This is a genomic window from Larkinella insperata, assembly GCF_026248825.1.
GTDB classification, from domain to species: domain Bacteria; phylum Bacteroidota; class Bacteroidia; order Cytophagales; family Spirosomataceae; genus Larkinella; species Larkinella insperata.
Genome location: NZ_CP110973.1, coordinates 3,724,515 through 3,740,911 on the forward strand (window position 1 = coordinate 3,724,515; position 16,397 = coordinate 3,740,911).

Annotated in this window: 16 protein-coding genes; 7 read left to right on the forward strand and 9 right to left on the reverse strand. The window is 53.9% G+C overall.

Translation table 11 applies throughout. The annotated features are described in order from the left end of the window. Window positions 1-98 precede the first annotated feature (98 nt). Window positions 99-644 carry a dTDP-4-dehydrorhamnose 3,5-epimerase gene (rfbC, locus tag OQ371_RS14935; RefSeq protein WP_265988860.1) on the reverse strand — a complete coding sequence of 182 codons (546 nt, stop codon included), beginning with the start codon at window positions 642-644 and terminating at the stop codon, window positions 99-101. Window positions 645-777: 133 nt separating this feature from the next. Between rfbC and pyrF the strand changes: the two genes are divergently transcribed. Further along, window positions 778-1,608: an orotidine-5'-phosphate decarboxylase gene (gene pyrF, locus OQ371_RS14940; RefSeq protein ID WP_265988862.1), complete on the forward strand. Its 831-nt coding sequence runs from the start codon at window positions 778-780 to the stop codon at window positions 1,606-1,608. A 118-nt stretch (window positions 1,609-1,726) separates the two neighbouring features. Continuing rightward, complete coding sequence (locus OQ371_RS14945; RefSeq protein ID WP_265988864.1) at window positions 1,727-3,028, forward strand: DUF2851 family protein; 1,302 nt, start codon at window positions 1,727-1,729, stop codon at window positions 3,026-3,028. A 63-nt stretch (window positions 3,029-3,091) separates the two neighbouring features. On the opposite strand, the gene OQ371_RS14950 is transcribed toward OQ371_RS14945, so the two are convergent. The 4 genes from OQ371_RS14950 to OQ371_RS14965 form a co-directional block, all read right to left on the reverse strand. Beyond that, window positions 3,092-3,901, reverse strand: coding sequence for a YciE/YciF ferroxidase family protein (locus OQ371_RS14950; RefSeq protein ID WP_265988865.1), 810 nt, complete (start codon window positions 3,899-3,901; stop codon window positions 3,092-3,094). 177 nt (window positions 3,902-4,078) lie between these two features. Continuing rightward, the gene (locus OQ371_RS14955; RefSeq protein WP_111627273.1) at window positions 4,079-4,282 is read right to left on the reverse strand and encodes a hypothetical protein; all 204 of its coding nucleotides are present in this window, start codon (window positions 4,280-4,282) and stop codon (window positions 4,079-4,081) included. A gap of 40 nt (window positions 4,283-4,322) precedes the next feature. Then, window positions 4,323-5,840, reverse strand: a complete 1,518-nt coding sequence (locus OQ371_RS14960) for a CCA tRNA nucleotidyltransferase (RefSeq protein ID WP_265988867.1) — start codon at window positions 5,838-5,840, stop codon at window positions 4,323-4,325. Between the two features lie 56 nt (window positions 5,841-5,896). Then, complete coding sequence (locus tag OQ371_RS14965; protein ID WP_265988869.1) at window positions 5,897-6,415, reverse strand: L-threonylcarbamoyladenylate synthase; 519 nt, start codon at window positions 6,413-6,415, stop codon at window positions 5,897-5,899. 137 nt (window positions 6,416-6,552) lie between these two features. Here OQ371_RS14965 and OQ371_RS14970 point away from each other — a divergent pair, with 137 nt between their 5' ends. Together OQ371_RS14970 and OQ371_RS14975 are read left to right on the forward strand one after the other, a co-directional pair. After that, the gene (locus tag OQ371_RS14970; protein ID WP_265988870.1) at window positions 6,553-7,986 is read left to right on the forward strand and encodes a glycoside hydrolase family 140 protein; all 1,434 of its coding nucleotides are present in this window, start codon (window positions 6,553-6,555) and stop codon (window positions 7,984-7,986) included. A 69-nt stretch (window positions 7,987-8,055) separates the two neighbouring features. After that, window positions 8,056-8,283: a DUF2905 domain-containing protein gene (locus OQ371_RS14975; protein ID WP_265988872.1), complete on the forward strand. Its 228-nt coding sequence runs from the start codon at window positions 8,056-8,058 to the stop codon at window positions 8,281-8,283. Here OQ371_RS14975 and OQ371_RS14980 read toward each other — a convergent pair. The 4 genes from OQ371_RS14980 to OQ371_RS14995 all read right to left on the reverse strand — a co-directional run bounded on the left by OQ371_RS14980 (window position 8,249) and on the right by OQ371_RS14995 (window position 12,766). Beyond that, window positions 8,249-9,865 (reverse strand): hypothetical protein, encoded by a 1,617-nt coding sequence (locus OQ371_RS14980; RefSeq protein WP_265988874.1) that lies wholly within the window; start codon window positions 9,863-9,865, stop codon window positions 8,249-8,251. The genes OQ371_RS14975 and OQ371_RS14980 overlap by 35 nt on opposite strands. A gap of 70 nt (window positions 9,866-9,935) precedes the next feature. Next, entirely contained in the window at window positions 9,936-11,144 is a 1,209-nt protein-coding gene (locus OQ371_RS14985; RefSeq protein WP_265988876.1) for a hypothetical protein, read from the reverse strand. Beyond that, window positions 11,125-11,640: an RNA polymerase sigma factor gene (locus OQ371_RS14990; protein WP_265988878.1), complete on the reverse strand. Its 516-nt coding sequence runs from the start codon at window positions 11,638-11,640 to the stop codon at window positions 11,125-11,127. Before OQ371_RS14990 ends, OQ371_RS14985 begins: the two co-directional genes overlap by 20 nt. Before the next feature lie 64 nt (window positions 11,641-11,704). Beyond that, window positions 11,705-12,766 carry a hypothetical protein gene (locus OQ371_RS14995; protein ID WP_265988880.1) on the reverse strand — a complete coding sequence of 354 codons (1,062 nt, stop codon included), beginning with the start codon at window positions 12,764-12,766 and terminating at the stop codon, window positions 11,705-11,707. A 229-nt stretch (window positions 12,767-12,995) separates the two neighbouring features. Between OQ371_RS14995 and argS the strand changes: the two genes are divergently transcribed. The 3 genes from argS to OQ371_RS15010 all read left to right on the forward strand — a co-directional run bounded on the left by argS (window position 12,996) and on the right by OQ371_RS15010 (window position 16,380). Continuing rightward, window positions 12,996-14,774: an arginine--tRNA ligase gene (argS, locus tag OQ371_RS15000; RefSeq protein ID WP_265988882.1), complete on the forward strand. Its 1,779-nt coding sequence runs from the start codon at window positions 12,996-12,998 to the stop codon at window positions 14,772-14,774. 16 nt (window positions 14,775-14,790) lie between these two features. After that, entirely contained in the window at window positions 14,791-15,408 is a 618-nt protein-coding gene (locus OQ371_RS15005; RefSeq protein ID WP_265988884.1) for a glutathione peroxidase, read from the forward strand. 78 nt (window positions 15,409-15,486) lie between these two features. Then, the gene (locus tag OQ371_RS15010; protein ID WP_265988885.1) at window positions 15,487-16,380 is read left to right on the forward strand and encodes a 1,4-dihydroxy-2-naphthoate polyprenyltransferase; all 894 of its coding nucleotides are present in this window, start codon (window positions 15,487-15,489) and stop codon (window positions 16,378-16,380) included. The last annotated feature ends 17 nt before the right edge of the window (window positions 16,381-16,397 follow it).

Genomic DNA, 16,397 nt, shown 5'->3' on the forward strand with positions numbered 1-16,397 from the left:
AATCATGCCAGAGCGGTCGAGAGCGTTCTGAATGTGATTATTGGGAATCTCCAATTACCGAAGACTCCCGTATACTAAAAAAAGCCTTTGAGGAACGATCAGGACACGAATTGCGGGTACAACGCGCGAAAAGTAGTAAGTTCCTGATCTTTGTCAGACACGATCGGATTTTCAATTCCCCAGTCAATATTCAGATCCGGATCGTTCCAGATAATGCCCGACTCTGCCGCCTTGTTGTAAACGTTGGTGCATTTATAGCTGAAGATACTGTCTTCCAGCGCTACAAAACCGTGGGCAAACCCTTCTGGAATGTAGGCCATGTTGCTGGTTTCGCCATCCAGGATAAAGGCTTCGTACTTGCCGAACGTGGGCGACCCTTCGCGCAGGTCAACGGCAATGTCCATCACTTTTCCGACAATTACCCGCACTAGTTTGCCCTGAGCGAACGGTTCTTTCTGGAAATGCAGGCCCCGCAGGACACCTTTAACGGAAAACGACTGATTGTCCTGCACGAAACGGTCCGGTAATCCCAGGGCAGTATAAACGGGTTGGTTGTACGTTTCCAGAAAGCTACCGCGGGAATCTTTGAATGACTGAGGGCGTAGTTCAATCAACCCTTCGATTGATGTTTTGATGACCTGCATGAAATACCAGTTGAGCCTGAATTACCGGTTTGTCCGGTATCAGTCGACAAATTTAGGAAACTCTATCTACTTCCAGTAATTTTGGGCCTCACCTTTTTGAAGAAACCCACTATTTTTCGCATCCGATCGACCTATGACGGCTCAGGAGTTGTATCAGGCTATTGTAACTAAAAAATCCTATTTGTGTGTCGGTCTGGACACCGACATCCGTCGCATTCCGGCCCATCTTCAGCATGAGCCCGACCCGGTTGCCGCCTTTAACCGACAGATCATTGAAGCCACGGCGGAGTATGCCGTCGCCTACAAACCCAACATTGCGTTCTACGAAGCGCAGGGGCCGCGCGGTTGGGAGAGCCTGCAGCGAACGCTGGAATACATTCCGAAAGACTGCTTTACGATTGCCGATGCCAAGCGGGGTGACATTGGCAACACGTCAGGTTTATACGCCCGCACGTTTTTTGACCCGGCTTCGTCGGGGCTCGATTTCGATGCCGTTACGGTGGCGCCCTACATGGGCCGGGATTCGGTGGAACCTTTTCTGGAATTTGAGAATAAGTGGGTCATTCTGCTGGCACTCACGTCCAATGCGGGCAGTGCCGATTTCCAGCAGTTACCCGTTGAAGGGGAGAAGTTATACGAAAAAGTGATTAAAAGGTCGCAGACCTGGGCGGGAGCCGATCGGATGATGTACGTGGTAGGAGCAACCCGGGCTGATGAGCTGGCGCACATCCGGACGCTTATTCCTGATCATTTCTTGCTGGTACCGGGCGTTGGGGCGCAGGGCGGAAGCCTGGCTGACGTATCGCGTTACGGCATGAACAGCCAGTGTGGTTTATTAGTCAACGCATCGCGTAGCATTCTTTACGCTTCCAGCGGCACCGATTTTGCCCAGAAAGCTGCCGACGAAGCGCGGGCGTTACAGCAGGAGATGAAAACGCAGTTGGAGTTAAGAGGTGAGAAGTAAAAGTTGAGAGTTCTGGGGAGTGTGACTTTTGGGATGTTTTGGCTTCAAATAGTACGAAACAGTTGCCCTGTCAACTCATCACTCTTAATCGCGCGGGCGACCCCGTCGTAACTCCTACGTGGCTGAAGATTTTCTATATTTTATCTGGCAGTTTCAGTATTTCCGGAATACCGATCTGCGGACGGAGGAAGGCGAAACGCTCCGGGTGATTCATCCGGGATACCGAAATCCGGATTCCGGGCCGGATTTTACGCAGGCCCGGCTGCTGGTTGGCAATGTGGAATGGGTCGGAACGGTGGAAGCGCACATCCGGGCGGGTGACTGGCTGTTGCACCGGCACCACCAGGACCGGGCGTACGATAATGTCATTCTGCACATCGTATGGGAGCAGGAAGCGGTTGTTCTAAAACGCTCGGACGGGTCAACTATACCGACTTTATGCCTGAGCCAGCGCGTAGACCGCAGCCTGTTATACCGTTACCAGATTCTGCTGGCGGAGTCCGGAACGATACCGTGTGCGGGCCGGATTGCCGAAGTGGAGCCTCTGCGCCGGACGGCGATGTTCGATAAAGTACTGCTGCAGCGGCTGGAACGGAAAGCGGCCGGAGTTACGAGTTTATTTCGAAACGCGGGCCAGGACTGGGAGGAAACGACTTACCAACTGATGGCGTCGGCTTTTGGTTTTCAGGTCAATGCGGAGCCATTTGAACAGTTGAGTCGGCAGGTTCCGCTGAAAATACTGCACAAGCACCGCGATAACCTGCTTCAGTTGGAAGCCCTGCTGTTCGGGACCGCCGGACTGCTGCCCGGCACCCAACCGGACGACTATCAGGCGGCTTTGCAGCGGGAATATAACTTCCTGTCGGTGAAATATCAGTTGGCGGCCCGGCAATTACCGGCTCATTCGTGGAAGTGGGCCCGGCTGCGTCCGGCCAATTTTCCGACGCTTCGGCTAGCGCAGTTCGCCAAGCTGCTGACTTACAAAAACAGTTTATTTTCATTGCTGATCGAAACGGACGAGAGTGCGGCCCTGCTCCGGCATTTGCAGGTGAATCCGTCCGCATACTGGCAAACGCATTACCGCTTTGGCAAACCGTCGGATACGGTTTTGGCAACGCTGGGGCAAACCTCCGCCGAAAACTTGCTGATCAACGCAGTACTACCACTGCTGGTTGCTTATTCGCAGCACAAAGACCAGCCCGAATACCGCGAACGGGCCGTGGCCCTGCTGGAGCAACTGCCCGCCGAAAACAACCGAATCACCCGCATCTGGCAAGACTTGCGGGTTCCCATTCAAACCGCCTTTGACTCGCAGGCATCCATTGAACTCTATAAAAACTACTGCCAAGCGAAAAGCTGTCTGTCGTGCCAGATTGGGGTTAATTTGCTAAAGGGCTTTTCCAAAACAATAGGAATCTGAAACAGAACGAGGCAGCCCGGAATGTCCGAACTGCCTCGTTGTTATATTATACTTGCCCGTAGTTTAGATTCCGCTGGGACCGCCGGCCGTTGGGTCGCTGGTGCCGCGATACGGGTTGCCGCTGCCGCTTCCCGGGCTGGTCCAGACATCGTTGCCTGAGTTCCAGTTCCGGTTCGTGTTATCAGCCGTTTCTTCTGTACCGCTGCCGACTACGCCGGAGCGGCTGCTGCCCGTTTCAAACGGTCCGGTTGTCTGGCCGTAATCTCCCTCACGAACCGTGTCCCGTACTTGCGAACGGAGGCCTGTGCGATCGGTATCGTCGTCGCTGTCTGATTCCATTTTTGCCCGTTCGTTAATGAACGATTCGGCAATTTCGGTCAGCTTCTTATCCGTTGTTTTTTCCTCGTCCAGACTTTGCTCAATCAGTTGAGCAGCCTCGTGGTAACCGAGCAGACGCGCTAGTGAATGGAGCGAGCCGTAAGCGGCAATTTCGTGGTGTTCTACTTTCTGACCGGCAATGATCAAACCAGCGTCGCGGGTAAGTGAACCTGAGTCGGTAGCTGCAATGACTACATCGCCGTCATCAACCAGACCATCAACTGCGTTGCAGGTTTTTTCGTCGGCTTCAACGCCTATGTGTTGGAAGATTTGTTCCAGTCGCTGGATCTGATTCCTAGTCTCAGACAAGTGCTGATGAAAAGCGTCCCGTACTACATCGGTAGTAGCAGCCTCCGCCATTGTTGGCAGTGCATCGGCAATCTGCTTTTCGGCGTAATAAATACCTTTTAATTCGCTGATGAATAATTCACGCAGTGAGGTGTCCGTGTCCTTCATGCCAAAAAAATTCGCTAACTGATCCGTGAACGAAGCCATACAGATATGATTTAAAGGGTTAAACATTGAGTTTGTTCGCAATCCCCTTTGTCCAAATGCTGTACCAGTTTACAAATTATTGACTATTAGACCTTTAAATAATGATACCTGTAGATAAATTGCCTCGATTCGGGGATTGCCCTCCTCGTGGAACCAATTCACGGCTTCAGCAGGCCGCTATGAATTATTAATCAGACTTACTCCCGAGCCTAAAAAGACCAGACCGACAATAAATGGAGCCAGTGATTCCCATTTCGTAATGCTCATACCTAACAGCGGTTTGGCATCGGATAGAAAGGCAATACAGGCAAACAAAATGACAATGATGCCGAGAATAGTCAGCGTTGCGCCGAAAAAGCGTCGGAAATTGTTCTTATCCATTGGACTTCACAGGTAGAATTAAGGATTGTATGGCGGTCAACTAGTTAGTTTTCGGTGACGGTTGTTCGCTGGGTAAGGAAGCGTCGTTAGAAATGTCGGGCATCTTTACCGGCTCCAGTCCAATTTTACGGCCTTCTTCGATCATAAACGGAAGCGCTGTTTCGAGCGTGTTGCTGACGGTCCCCTCCAGAATAGCCTCGCGTACGGCAGTTTTGATCTGCCCGACTTCTTTGGACGGTTTCAGCCCGAAGGTTTCCATGATCAGCTCGCCCGTAATGACCGGCTGAAAGTTGCGGAGTTTGTCCCGTTCGTCCAGTTCGCGCAGTTTACGTTCAACCTTGTCAAAATTGGCGATGTGTTTTCGGACACGATCGTAATTTTTCGAAGTAATGTCGGCCCGGCACAAATTCATCAGGGCTTCCAAATCGTCGCCGGCTTCGATCAGCAGCCGCCGGAGGGCCGAATCCGTAATTTGTTCCTTAACGAGCGCAATGGGGCGGAGGTGCAGCCGGACGAGTTTTTTAACAAACCGCATTTTCTCGTTCAGCGGCAGCTTCATTTGCCGGAAAATACCGGGAACCTGCTTGGCCCCCAGATCTTCGTGGCCGTGAAACGTCCAGCCTACTTTCGGGTCAAACCGTTTGGTGGCGGGTTTGGCAATGTCGTGGAGCAAAGCCGCCCACCGCAGCCAGAGGTCGTCGGAGCGGTCGGCCACGTTGTCGAGTACTTGCAGCGTATGGTAAAAATTGTCTTTGTGGCCTTTGCCCTCGATTGTCTCAACGCCTTTCAGCGCCACCAACTCCGGAAAAATCAGATCCAGCAAACCGGCGTGGAATAATAATTTAAAACCGTACGACGGTTTGGTCGACAGAATGATTTTGTTAAGCTCGTCGGTAATCCGTTCGCGCGAAACAATGGCAATCCGGTCTTTCATGCCGCCGATGGCATCGAACGTATCGGGTTCGATATCAAAGCCGAGCTGCGAGGCAAACCGGATGGCGCGCATCATACGCAGCGGATCGTCGGAGAAGGTAACGGTCGGGTCGAGCGGGGTCCGGATCACTTTCCGGCGCAAATCGTCCAGTCCGCCAAACGGGTCCAGAATCTGGCCGAAGTCGGCTTCGTTCAGGCTGATTCCCATCGCGTTAATCGTGAAGTCCCGGCGGTTCTGATCGTCCTCCAGCGTGCCGTCTTCCACAATCGGTTTCCGGGATTCGGAGCGGTAGGATTCTTTCCGGGCCCCCACAAATTCCACTTCCCAACTGTCGGGCGAATCCGCAGCGTCTTCTTCCTCACCGGGCCCCGATAGGCTCGAGCGCAGCATGGCCGTACCGAAATTTTTAAAAACCGTTACCGGTACCCTCAACTCACGGCCCACGGCTTCGGCCAGTTCGATGCCGCTGCCGATGCAAACAATGTCAATGTCTTTCGACGGACGCTTCAAAATCAGATCCCGAACAAATCCGCCAATAACGTAGGCGCGAACATTGAGCGCAGCCGCCTGCCGGGCGATGATTTCAAAAATGGGATTGGTATGTAAGGTCTCAGCAAAGTTCATAGAACAAACGAATAATGAATCGTGCTGCCAGACGTCGGCGGTTGCGATGCGGTTCATTATTTTCTTAAAAAGGCTACTTCTCCCTTCGGGCCCAGCTCCATAATTCGTGGCAACTGAGCTTTGGCGGGCAAGTCGCCCCACGAAACGGTTGGTTGCGCCAGGCCGACCGGCCACTCCGTTCCTTCAAACGGCAGGGCAAGCAGCCCGCGCCCAAACGCACCGATGAGTTTTCGCACCGGTTCGCTCAGCGTTTTCCGCACCGGCACCTGCGCCCGGAAGGCTTCAGGCAAGTTAACACCGTTAGATAATAAAACCGTTAGCGGCTTTTCGGCAAAATCAATCAAATCCCAGGCTACATCCGGCACGGGTCGGACATAAAGATTCAACTGGCCGCTGTCGGTAATCAGGATGGTGGGCAGCGGAGCCGGAACCAGGTCTTTCCGGACATCCAGCAGGTGCTGAACGGCCTCCGCGTGGCCGGGATCGCAGGCCAGCGAAACCCCGGTTTCATCGTTTAGCTGGATGAGTCGGCCCTGCCGGAGTTCGGCAACGATATCGCGTGGTGTTGGTGTCATAGTTGTAACAAGCCGCAAAAGTACGGCAAGTTTTTGGAAAGCTGTTTGAATTATAAGCAAACCGTCTTAGATTTCATTCAAATGTTTGTTTTTGCGGTGTTCCGCTCTTACCCGTGAATTTAGTTAGAAACCTGCTTATGTCCTTTTACCGAAACTGGCCGAAACGTGCGTTTACCTTAACCCTTGTCTCGTTTGTAGTGCTTACGGGCCTACGGGCTCAGAAAACCGCCCCGGCCTCCAAAGAATCCGTTGCGCTTTCGAAATTGTACATCATACCTGACAAACGCTACATCATGCGGGGCGACGGCAAACCGTTTTTCTGGCTGGGCGATACGGCCTGGGAACTGTTTCACCGGCTGACGAAGGAAGAAGCGGATCTGTACCTGAAAAACCGGGCGGCCAAGGGCTTTACCGTTATTCAGGCCGTGGCGCTGGCCGAACTGGACGGGTTGACGCAGCCTAATCAGTACGGGCAACTACCGCTGGTCAACAACGATCCGACCAAACCGAACGAAGCGTATTTTCAACACGTCGACTGGGTGGTTAACCGGGCGGCTGAACTGGGTCTGGTGATCGGTATGCTGCCGACCTGGGGGGATAAATTCAACAAAAAATGGGGGAAAGGCCCCGAGATTTTCAATACGGCCAACGCCCGCGCGTACGGCGAATTCATGGGCAAACGGTACCGCGGTAAACCGGTCATCTGGATTCTGGGCGGTGACCGAAATCCGGAGGGCGAGCAGCGGCTGGCCGTCATCCGGGCAATGGCCGAAGGAATTAAAAAAGGAGACGGCGGCACGAAGCTCATGACTTATCACCCGCAGGGAGACAGCAATTCGGCGGGATTTTTTCACAGCGACAAATGGCTCAACATCAACATGTTTCAGTCGGGCCATAGCGCGAAGAACAAAAAGAATTACGTGCTGCAACGGCAAAACTACGCCATGTTTCCGCCCAAGCCGACGCTGGACGGCGAACCGCGTTACGAAGACCATCCGGTGGCGCATAAACCCGAGCAGGGTTATTTCGATGATTTCGACGTACGGCAGGCGGCCTGGTGGGCTATGCTGTCGGGCGGATGCGGGCATACGTACGGGAATCACAACATCTGGCAGTTTTTCGATCTCGACCGCAACTCCCCGGTTTCGTCGGCCCGCACGCACTGGAAGCGGGCGCTCGACCACGCCGGGGCGTTTCAGATGGGCATTATGCGCCGGTTGTTCGAGTCGCACCCGTGGAACCGCCTGATGCCCGACGACCGGCTGATTCAAAACACCAATCCCGACGACGGCAATCATCAGGTGGCGGCCATCTCGGAAGATGATAATTTTCTGATTGCCTATACGCCCAACGGCAGCCCGCTCAAGATTGACCTGCTCCGGCTGGGGGCCGCGCCCAAAATCCTGGCCTATTGGTACAACCCGCGCGATGGTAAAAGCCAGAAAATTGGCGAGTTTCCGAATACCGCCCCGCAGGAATTCAAACCACCCTTTGCTGGCCCCACCACGGACTGGGTACTGGTGCTGGACGATGCCAAAGCGCCGTTTGCCGGTTTTGGACTGAAGAAATAAGCCCCATTGCCGCACGGTTTACCCCGTCGCTGCGTTATACAGGCGTTACAAAAAACAGGGATTTTTGCTATGAATCCGGGCGTTGGAAAATATCTGATCGGTATTGGGATACTGGTTTTCCTGGCTGGTCTTGTCATCTACTTTTTTGGTGACAAGCTGAACTGGCTGGGCCGGTTGCCGGGCGACATTCGCATCGAAGGAAAAAACGGCGGGTTTTACTTCCCGATTGTCACGTGCATTGTCGTCAGCATCCTGCTGAACCTTATCGTTGTTTTGATCCGGAAGTTTTTCGGCTAGCCTTGTCCACGGCTTCGGAACGGCTCGACGGGTCATCGGTCGGGGTCGAAAGATTGCAGGTAACTTTATTGATGTAAAACACTTCGCGCGGGGGAGCCAGCGAACGATCGGTTGAAATTTTCTGAAAACCGCAGGCCAGGAAATGGCCGTCGTACCAGGCTTCCAGCTGATCGTTTTCGGAGTAGACGACCTTTTCGTTTTCCGCCAGTTTTTTCAGGGAGTACTTTTCGCGCTCGCGCACCACTTTTCCGTCTTCAACCACTTCCGAATGGAGTTCGCCATCGTGCGGATAAGCCAGCACAGTGGCGTTGCCGGTGCGCAGAACCTGCACCATCTGATGCAGGTCGTAGCTGCTCAGATCGGGGATGGGCAGTGAGTTATCCCACAACAGCCGACCTTTTTTGTCGAAACCGCACAAAAAAGCGTGGGTATACCGGTATCCCTCCTGGTACCGGTCGAACGATCGGGCACTGCCCATGAACGGATAGGTAGTGCCCCGGTATTGCGGGTAATAGACTTCCGCCACCAGCATCAGGCCCTCTTCGGTCGGAATCAGGTCGTGCACCAGCAGGCGGTAACGAAACTTGGTGTCTTTGCCCTGGTCTTTCCGCCGGGCCAGCCGTTCCAGCATTTTCTGTTGCCGTTTCGGCTTCATGTAATTGAAAAAATTCTGAAGCTCCGAGAAGTCAATATAACGGGTTTCTTCCGTGTTGGTTACCACCATGTTGTTTCCTTCCTTGTCCACATCCAGCGGAGCTACGGCGTTGCGAATCCGTGAAATGTAAACGCCCTGGGAGTAAGGCGTGCAGTCGTTCGAGTAATTCCCGACGAGCAGCGACTCTTCGTCGTTGAGGGGCAACAGTTTACCCGAAATCAGGCTGTGTTCGTTGCCGTCGAGGTTAACCGTGCGGAGCAGTTTGCCCTCGTAGGAGTAGGTGCGGACCGTAAACTCGCAATTGCGCTGGTGAGTAGCGTCGGTCATGACGTGCACCAGCCGCCGTTGTTCGTCTACTTCAATGTTGTTGAGCTGAACGTGGTTGGTGTAAAGGCCCGGTAATACTTTGGAAGTCAGATCGAAAAAGGAAAACGACACCACGACCGGACGCGAGCGGTACGAACCGCCGAGATAAGCAATGTTGTCCAGCACCTTAAAGTGGAAAACCTCCATCGGCGTGACCAGATCCCCCTTGAACGATTCCATCGAACCGTCTTCCAGGTTAAGGCGCAGGACCGCTACTTTTTCGTTCTCGTCTTCCCTCATCAGCCAGTACAGGTAATGTTCGGTGCGGCAGGAGCGGACGGGTTCGTAGTAGGACTCAATTTTGTATTCGGCTGTCCAGAGTTCCTTGAGGTTTGTGTCGTAGCGTTTGAACACAAATTTGGTGGGTGCCGACGAGTAATAATCACCCTGCCGAACGTTGACCAGGACACCCCGTTCGCCGAGGGGCGTTACGTCGAACACATCTTCCGAACTCTGGTTAATGGGCAATTCCAGTCGGACGGAAGGTTCAAACTGGGCCAGCGCGGGAACCGTTGCCACTACCATCCAGCACCAAAATCCGATCGCGAGACGTCTGATCATCAGCATTGTAATTAAATACTGATTAAAGTTACGCAATCCACTCAGTTTCTGCAAAACGAAACGCATTAACTTACCGCCAAAAAAAGCCCATCAGACGTTTGGGACGGTGGCGGAAGCGCGTCAGCACAAATTGGTCTTTGCCACGGTGGTAGCGGTAGTAGCGGTTGTCAATCCGTACCCAGGTATCGGGCTGCAGCCGGGACGGGTCCAGATCGTCTTCCAGGGTGTGCAGCGAGCCGTTGGTTCGGCGGGCAATGGTGTAAAAATCCGGATGAAAAGCCTGGGTCGAATCCCAGTCGCGACCGCAGAGGATGACGTGCACCGGTTTGGTCACCTGGTCGAGCAACGCCAGATCTTTCACGGGGTTATCAATGTCGGCAATCAGGATCAAATGGTCCGCGTTCGGGAACCGCTTCTGGGCGAAAAGTAAGGCTTCCACGTCGTTTTCGGCCTCGTTGGCGTTGCGGAGCGTATTGCGGTAAGCTGCCAGAAAGGTAGGCAGGGCCCGGGCCGGGTCGGGTTCGGTAGTAACAAATAACTGCCCGGCCGGTCCGCCCGGCCGCGTTTCCCGGCCCAGACTGTCGCAGTCGGTAAATAAAACCGTGCCTTTGATCGCCGAATGTTGGGCGTTTCTTTTCAACCAGGCATAAAGTTGCGTGCTGTAGGGGGTCATGCTGGTGGTAAAATCGCAAACCACTACGGCATTCGGCCACTTCTGACGGTTGCGGGTCAGCACCCGGTACGTGGTCGAATCCGTTCCAACCAAACTCTTCAACATCTGCTCCTGAATCAGTATTTCCGGCACCGGAGCCACCCGAATCGGCAAAACCGCCGGTTTCTGCCACCAGTCGGCCGGCGGCAAAATCGGCCGGCTTTCCACGTACGTTTCATCGAACACTACAAAGGGCGCAAACTCAGCGGCTGGCCCGGCGTTTCGGGACAACGCTTCCGTTTGTGGACCACGCGAAGGACTGACCGCTTTTTGACGAACCGGTTCGGGAAAATCCGTCGTCTTGTCAGTGGGTGAAGCGTCGTTTTTTGGTACACGAAGCGGTGAAGCGGTGATAGCGGTGCGATTCGGTGCGGCATCCTGCCCAAACCAAATTCCCAAACCGCCGATTAGCAACACGAGCAGCGCCAGCAGCAGCCAGGGCCGGAACCGCCGTCGGCGTAGCCTGGGCCGCAGGTGTTCCCAACCCGCCGGGTCGTAGTTGGGTTGGTGAGCGTCCAGCGTCTGGCGGACCCACTCGTGCAGCAATTTATCGTTTGGTTCGCGCATGGCGGTCGGTGGTTTGAGCGTTCAGCGCCAGCCGGAGCAGGCGGTTGGCTTCGGTCAGGTGCGCCCGCGACGTGCTTTCGGCCAGGTGCAGGCGTTCGGCAATTTCGCGGTGGGAGTAGCCTTCCAGCACGTACAGGCTGAAAACAAGCCGGTAAGGAAGCGGCAGCCGGTGCAAAGCCGTCAGGATGTGCTCGGCCGAAAGCTGGGCCAGAATGGCTTCGTCGTTCAGATACGGTTCGGCCAACTGGTTACCAACGGTTTCGGCCGGAATTTCCACGGCTTTTTTCGGTTGTTTGCGGTAATAATCAATGGCCGTATTGACCAGAATCCGGCGCAGCCACGGCAGAACGGCTTCCGGATTTTTCAGGTCCTTCAGGCTGCGGAAGGCTTTCAGAAAACCGTCGTTCAGCATTTCACAGGCATCTTCGCGGTTGTCGGCGTAAGCCAGGCATACCGACAAGGCATAGCCATAAAACCGCTCGTAGAACGCTTTCATGGCCGTCTCGTTTTCCCGTCGACAGCCTTCAATCAGCTCTGGTAAGGGGCGCGGTGTCAGGCGGTTACTGGCAGTTTGAGTAGGTGTATGTTTCCGTCAGAGCCGTTCGTTGCGGACGTGCAGCGGTAGGCAGCAGCCGGATTTCGCCGGTGGTGCTTTCCACCAACCCCTGCGCATTGGCAACCGGCGCACCGGTTTTTTCCGAAACGTGCTGTGCGGCATTGGTTTGTGAATTGATGGCATACGAGTTGTACGTGTTCATGACGCCGGCCACCCCAAATTCCGGCCGCACCACCGGATGGCCCTTGAAAGCCGGGAGGGTGCTTGTGGCCGGTTTGGCATTACTCCATTCGTGTGTATAATAACCAGTTAACTGGTTATTTACAAATTCCTCGTTTTTAGTAACCCGCTGCTGGTTGTCATACGTGTTTTGCTGGGTATAACCACCGGGCAGTACCATTTTCGTCACCAAGCCGTCCTGCAACGTCCAGGGGTGGCTTTCGGTGGTTCCGTTTTTTTCGAAGTAGTCAATCACCTGCCCGCTTTTGTAAGTCCAGGTGCTTTGAACCGGACCAGACGGCTTTTCGGGAGCGTCAGCGGGAACGATCTCGGGGGTTCGGGTGTCGATTTTGGTTACTAATTCACCTTTTTCGTCGTACTTCAACACCACCGTGGAGCGGGTTACAACTCCGTACGGGTTCTGATCCCGGGTTTCGTATCCCGTTAACCGGCCATCCGTGTACAAATACGTGGTGGCTGACGAGCGTTGCTGCGAAAGGACGGAGTTGTTGGGACGGGTCGTTTGTTCGGAGGTTTGGGAGGCAGCAGCCGTCAGAAAACCGTTGGCATCGTACGTATAAGTATCCGTAACGGTGTAGAGCTGGTTGCCAATACCGTTCTGGTAGGATAAGTTGCGCTTGAACGCTTTCTGGGTCAGGTTGCCGTCGGCGTTGTAGGTAAAACTTGTTTCCTCCTGCTGGCTGGAAACATCCGATTGCGCGGTTGCAACAATTTTCTGGATGCGGCAGGCTGACTGGCGGGCGGTTTCTTCGGTGCGGCCGGGGTCGCAACCGGCCAGGAGTCCGGAGCTGAAAATAAGCAGCAGAACGGGGTTGGTAGCTTTCATGGGATAAGGTAGTAAGGATTGGTAGAGATTGCTAGACAGGGTCGATGCCCTCTAGACGAAGAACCGGACAGAAACGCTGGCGAAAGGCGGAAGTTTTTTTGCCGCCCGGAAAAGAAGCCGCTAAAACCGGCCCGAAACACGATTCGAAAAGTAATTTTTGCCGTAGCTTTGTGCGCGAATCAGCCGTATCTTTCACGATTGATTCGACCAACCCACTTGCTTTTATTGAATGGATATTCAGGCACAACTCAAACAGGCTATTTCGGAAGCGATTCAATCGTTGTATGAGACGCCCGTTGACACCGTTTTACTACAACCGACCAAGAAAGAATTTGAAGGACTGTATACCTTCGTGACCTTCCCGCTCACCAAAACGACCCGAAAACCGCCGGTCGAAATTGGACAGGCCATTGGCAATTATTTACAGGAAAATACAAAGCTGATCAGCAAGTTCAACGTAGTTCAGGGCTTTCTGAACCTGAGCATTGCCGATGCGGTCTGGGTGGAGGAACTGAACGCCCTGCTAGCCAATCCAAACCTGGGGCAGTTGCCGGCCAAAAATGAATCGGTGATGGTCGAGTTTTCGTCGCCGAATACCAACAAACCGCTGCACCTGGGCCACCTGCGCAACAACTTCCTGGGCGATTCGGTCAGCCGGATTCTGGTGGCCAATGGCTACGATGTGGTTAAAGCCTGCCTGGTCAACGACCGCGGGATCCACATCTGTAAATCGATGCTGGCCTATCAGGAGTTTGGCAACGGCGAGACGCCCGAGTCGACCGGCATGAAGGGCGACCACCTGATCGGAAAATATTACGTCTGGTTTGATAAAGCCTACAAGCAGCAAATCGAGGAGCTGATTGAGGAAGGGCTGCCCAAAGAAGAGGCTGAAAAAAAAGCGCCGTTGCTGCTGAAAGTGCAGGAAATGCTTCGGAAGTGGGAGCAGGGCGACCCCGAAACCGTCGAACTCTGGAAAAAGATGAATGCCTGGGTCTATGAAGGGTTTGCCGAAACGTATTTTCAGATTGGCGTCCGGTTCGACAAAACGTATTACGAGTCGGAAACGTATGTATTGGGCAAAGACGTGATCGAAGACGGTTTGCAGCAGAACGTTTTCTACCGCAAAGCCGACGGCTCCGTCTGGATTGACCTGACCGACGAGGGACTCGATCATAAGCTGGTGCTGCGGTCGGATGGAACGTCGGTGTATATCACCCAGGATCTGGGCACCACCGATCTGAAGTTTCAGGACTTTCCGATTCGGCGTGGCATCTGGGTAGTGGGCAACGAGCAGGACTACCATTTTGCGGTTTTGTTTGCCATTCTGCGCCGGTTGGGCCGTCCGTACGCGGACGGGCTGTTTCACCTGTCATACGGCATGGTCGATTTGCCGACGGGCAAGATGAAGTCGCGGGAGGGAACCGTGGTGGATGCCGACGACCTGATTGAGGAGATGGTTGATACCGCCCGCAACCGGACCCGGGAGTTGGGCAAGATTGACGATTTTGAGAGTGAGGAAGCGGCACGCCTGTACCACATGCTGGCGATGGGCGCGCTCAAGTATTATTTGCTGAAGGTTGATCCGAAGAAACGGATGACGTTCAATCCGGAGGAATCCATCGATTTTCAGGGGCATACGGGCCCGTTTGTGCAGTACACTCACGCCCGAATCTGCTCCATATTGCGGAAGGCCGCCCAGATGGAGATTCAGCCCGCAGCGGAATTAGTTACGGTCGAATTGGCTGATAGTGAGCAACAACTTGTATATTTACTAACGCAGTTTGTGCAGCGGATTACGGAAGCGGGCACCGATTATGCACCCTCGTACCTGGGCCAGTATGCCTTTGAGTTAGCCAAGGCGTATAATCAGTTTTACGGGGAGCTGTCGATCCTGTCGGAGCCGGACGCCGATAAGCTGAAATTCCGGGTGGCGCTGTCGAAAGCCGTGGCGGAAACTATCCGGAAATCAATGGAGTTATTAGGAATCGAAGTGCCAACCAAAATGTAACCTTGTCCCGTTTCATATGAAAAAGCTGCTGCTTGTAGTAACCGTTGGTGTTGTAGCTGTAACCTTATCCAGCTTTATGTCCGTAAAAACCGTTATCAATTTTTTGCTGAGCGATAAAAGCGAAGTGGCCGTTCGCCCGGCGTCGGCGGCTGCCCCGACCAAGTCGCTGTATGACTTTACCGTCAATTCCATCGAAGGCAAAACCGTACCCCTCAAACAGTATCGGGGTAAGAAAGTGGTCATTCTGAACACGGCTTCCAAATGCGGCTTTACCAAGCAGTTTGCCGATTGGGAAACGTTCTACAAAGAACACGGTGACAAAGTCGTTGTACTGGGCTTCCCGTCCAACAACTTCAAAAGCCAGGACCCCGGCTCGAATGCCGAAATTGCGGAGTTCTGCAAAAAGAACTACGGCGTATCGTTCCCGATGTTTGAGAAAGTGGACGTGATCGGCGAAGGCCAGGCTCCGCTGTACAAATGGCTGTCCGACAAGTCGGCAAACGGCTGGAATGACAAGGTTCCGACCTGGAACTTCTGCAAATACGTCATCAACGAAAAAGGCGAACTGACGCACTTCTTCGCTTCTAAAGTATTACCGACCGACGAAGAGTTCAAGAAAGCCGTCGGCATTTAAGGGTTAAGAAGTATGAGTTAAGAGTTAAGAGTTGGCTAACGCGCTAAACTCTTAACTCTTAACTTTTAACTCATCACTATGAAAAGTTGGCTTGCGGCCGCCCGGCCGCGTACGTTACCCTTGTCGTTGGCCAGCATCATTCTGGGGAGCTTTCTGGCTTCCTCGGCGGGCCATTTTAGCTGGAAGATCTTCATTCTGGCGTCACTCACCACCATTTTCCTGCAAATCCTTTCCAACTTCGCCAATGACTACGGTGATGCGGTTTCGGGAAAGGATACCGCCGAACGCGTTGGTCCCCGCCGGGCTGTGGCTACGGGGCTGATTACCAAAGAAGCCATGCTGCGCGGAATTATCATCACAACGATTTTGTCCTTGGTTTCGGGCATCTGGCTGCTGTTCGAATCGTTGAAGAACGCGTCGGCGCAGGTGTTCTGGATTTTCCTGGGACTCGGCTTTCTCTGCATCGGGGCGGCTATTGCCTATACGAACGGCAAACGGCCCTACGGTTACAGCGGTTTTGGCGACATTGCCGTCCTGCTGTTCTTCGGGTGGGTCGGGGTGCTGGGTACCTATTTTCTGCACACCTTATCGTTCGACATGAGCCTGCTGCTACCGGCGACGAGTGTGGGGCTGCTGGCAACTGGGGTGCTGAACATCAACAACATCCGGGACATTGAAACCGACGCCAAAACCGGCAAAAACTCCGTTCCGGTACGGTTAGGGCGGGAGCGGGCCATCCGCTACCACTGGCTGCTGCTGCTGGGCGGCATGTTCTGCGCGGTTTTGTATACGCTCTCAACGGGTTACCACTGGTTGAACTGGCTGTACCTGCTGGCTTTTCCGCTGTTTGTGCTGAACGGTCGGGCGGTGGCCAATCACCGGCAACCGGGCGAACTCAATCCGCGGCTGGGGCAACTGGCTATGTCGACCCTGCTGTTTGTGGTGTTGTGGGGCGTAGCGCTGGTTAGTTAACCACCGAATTATCTGGA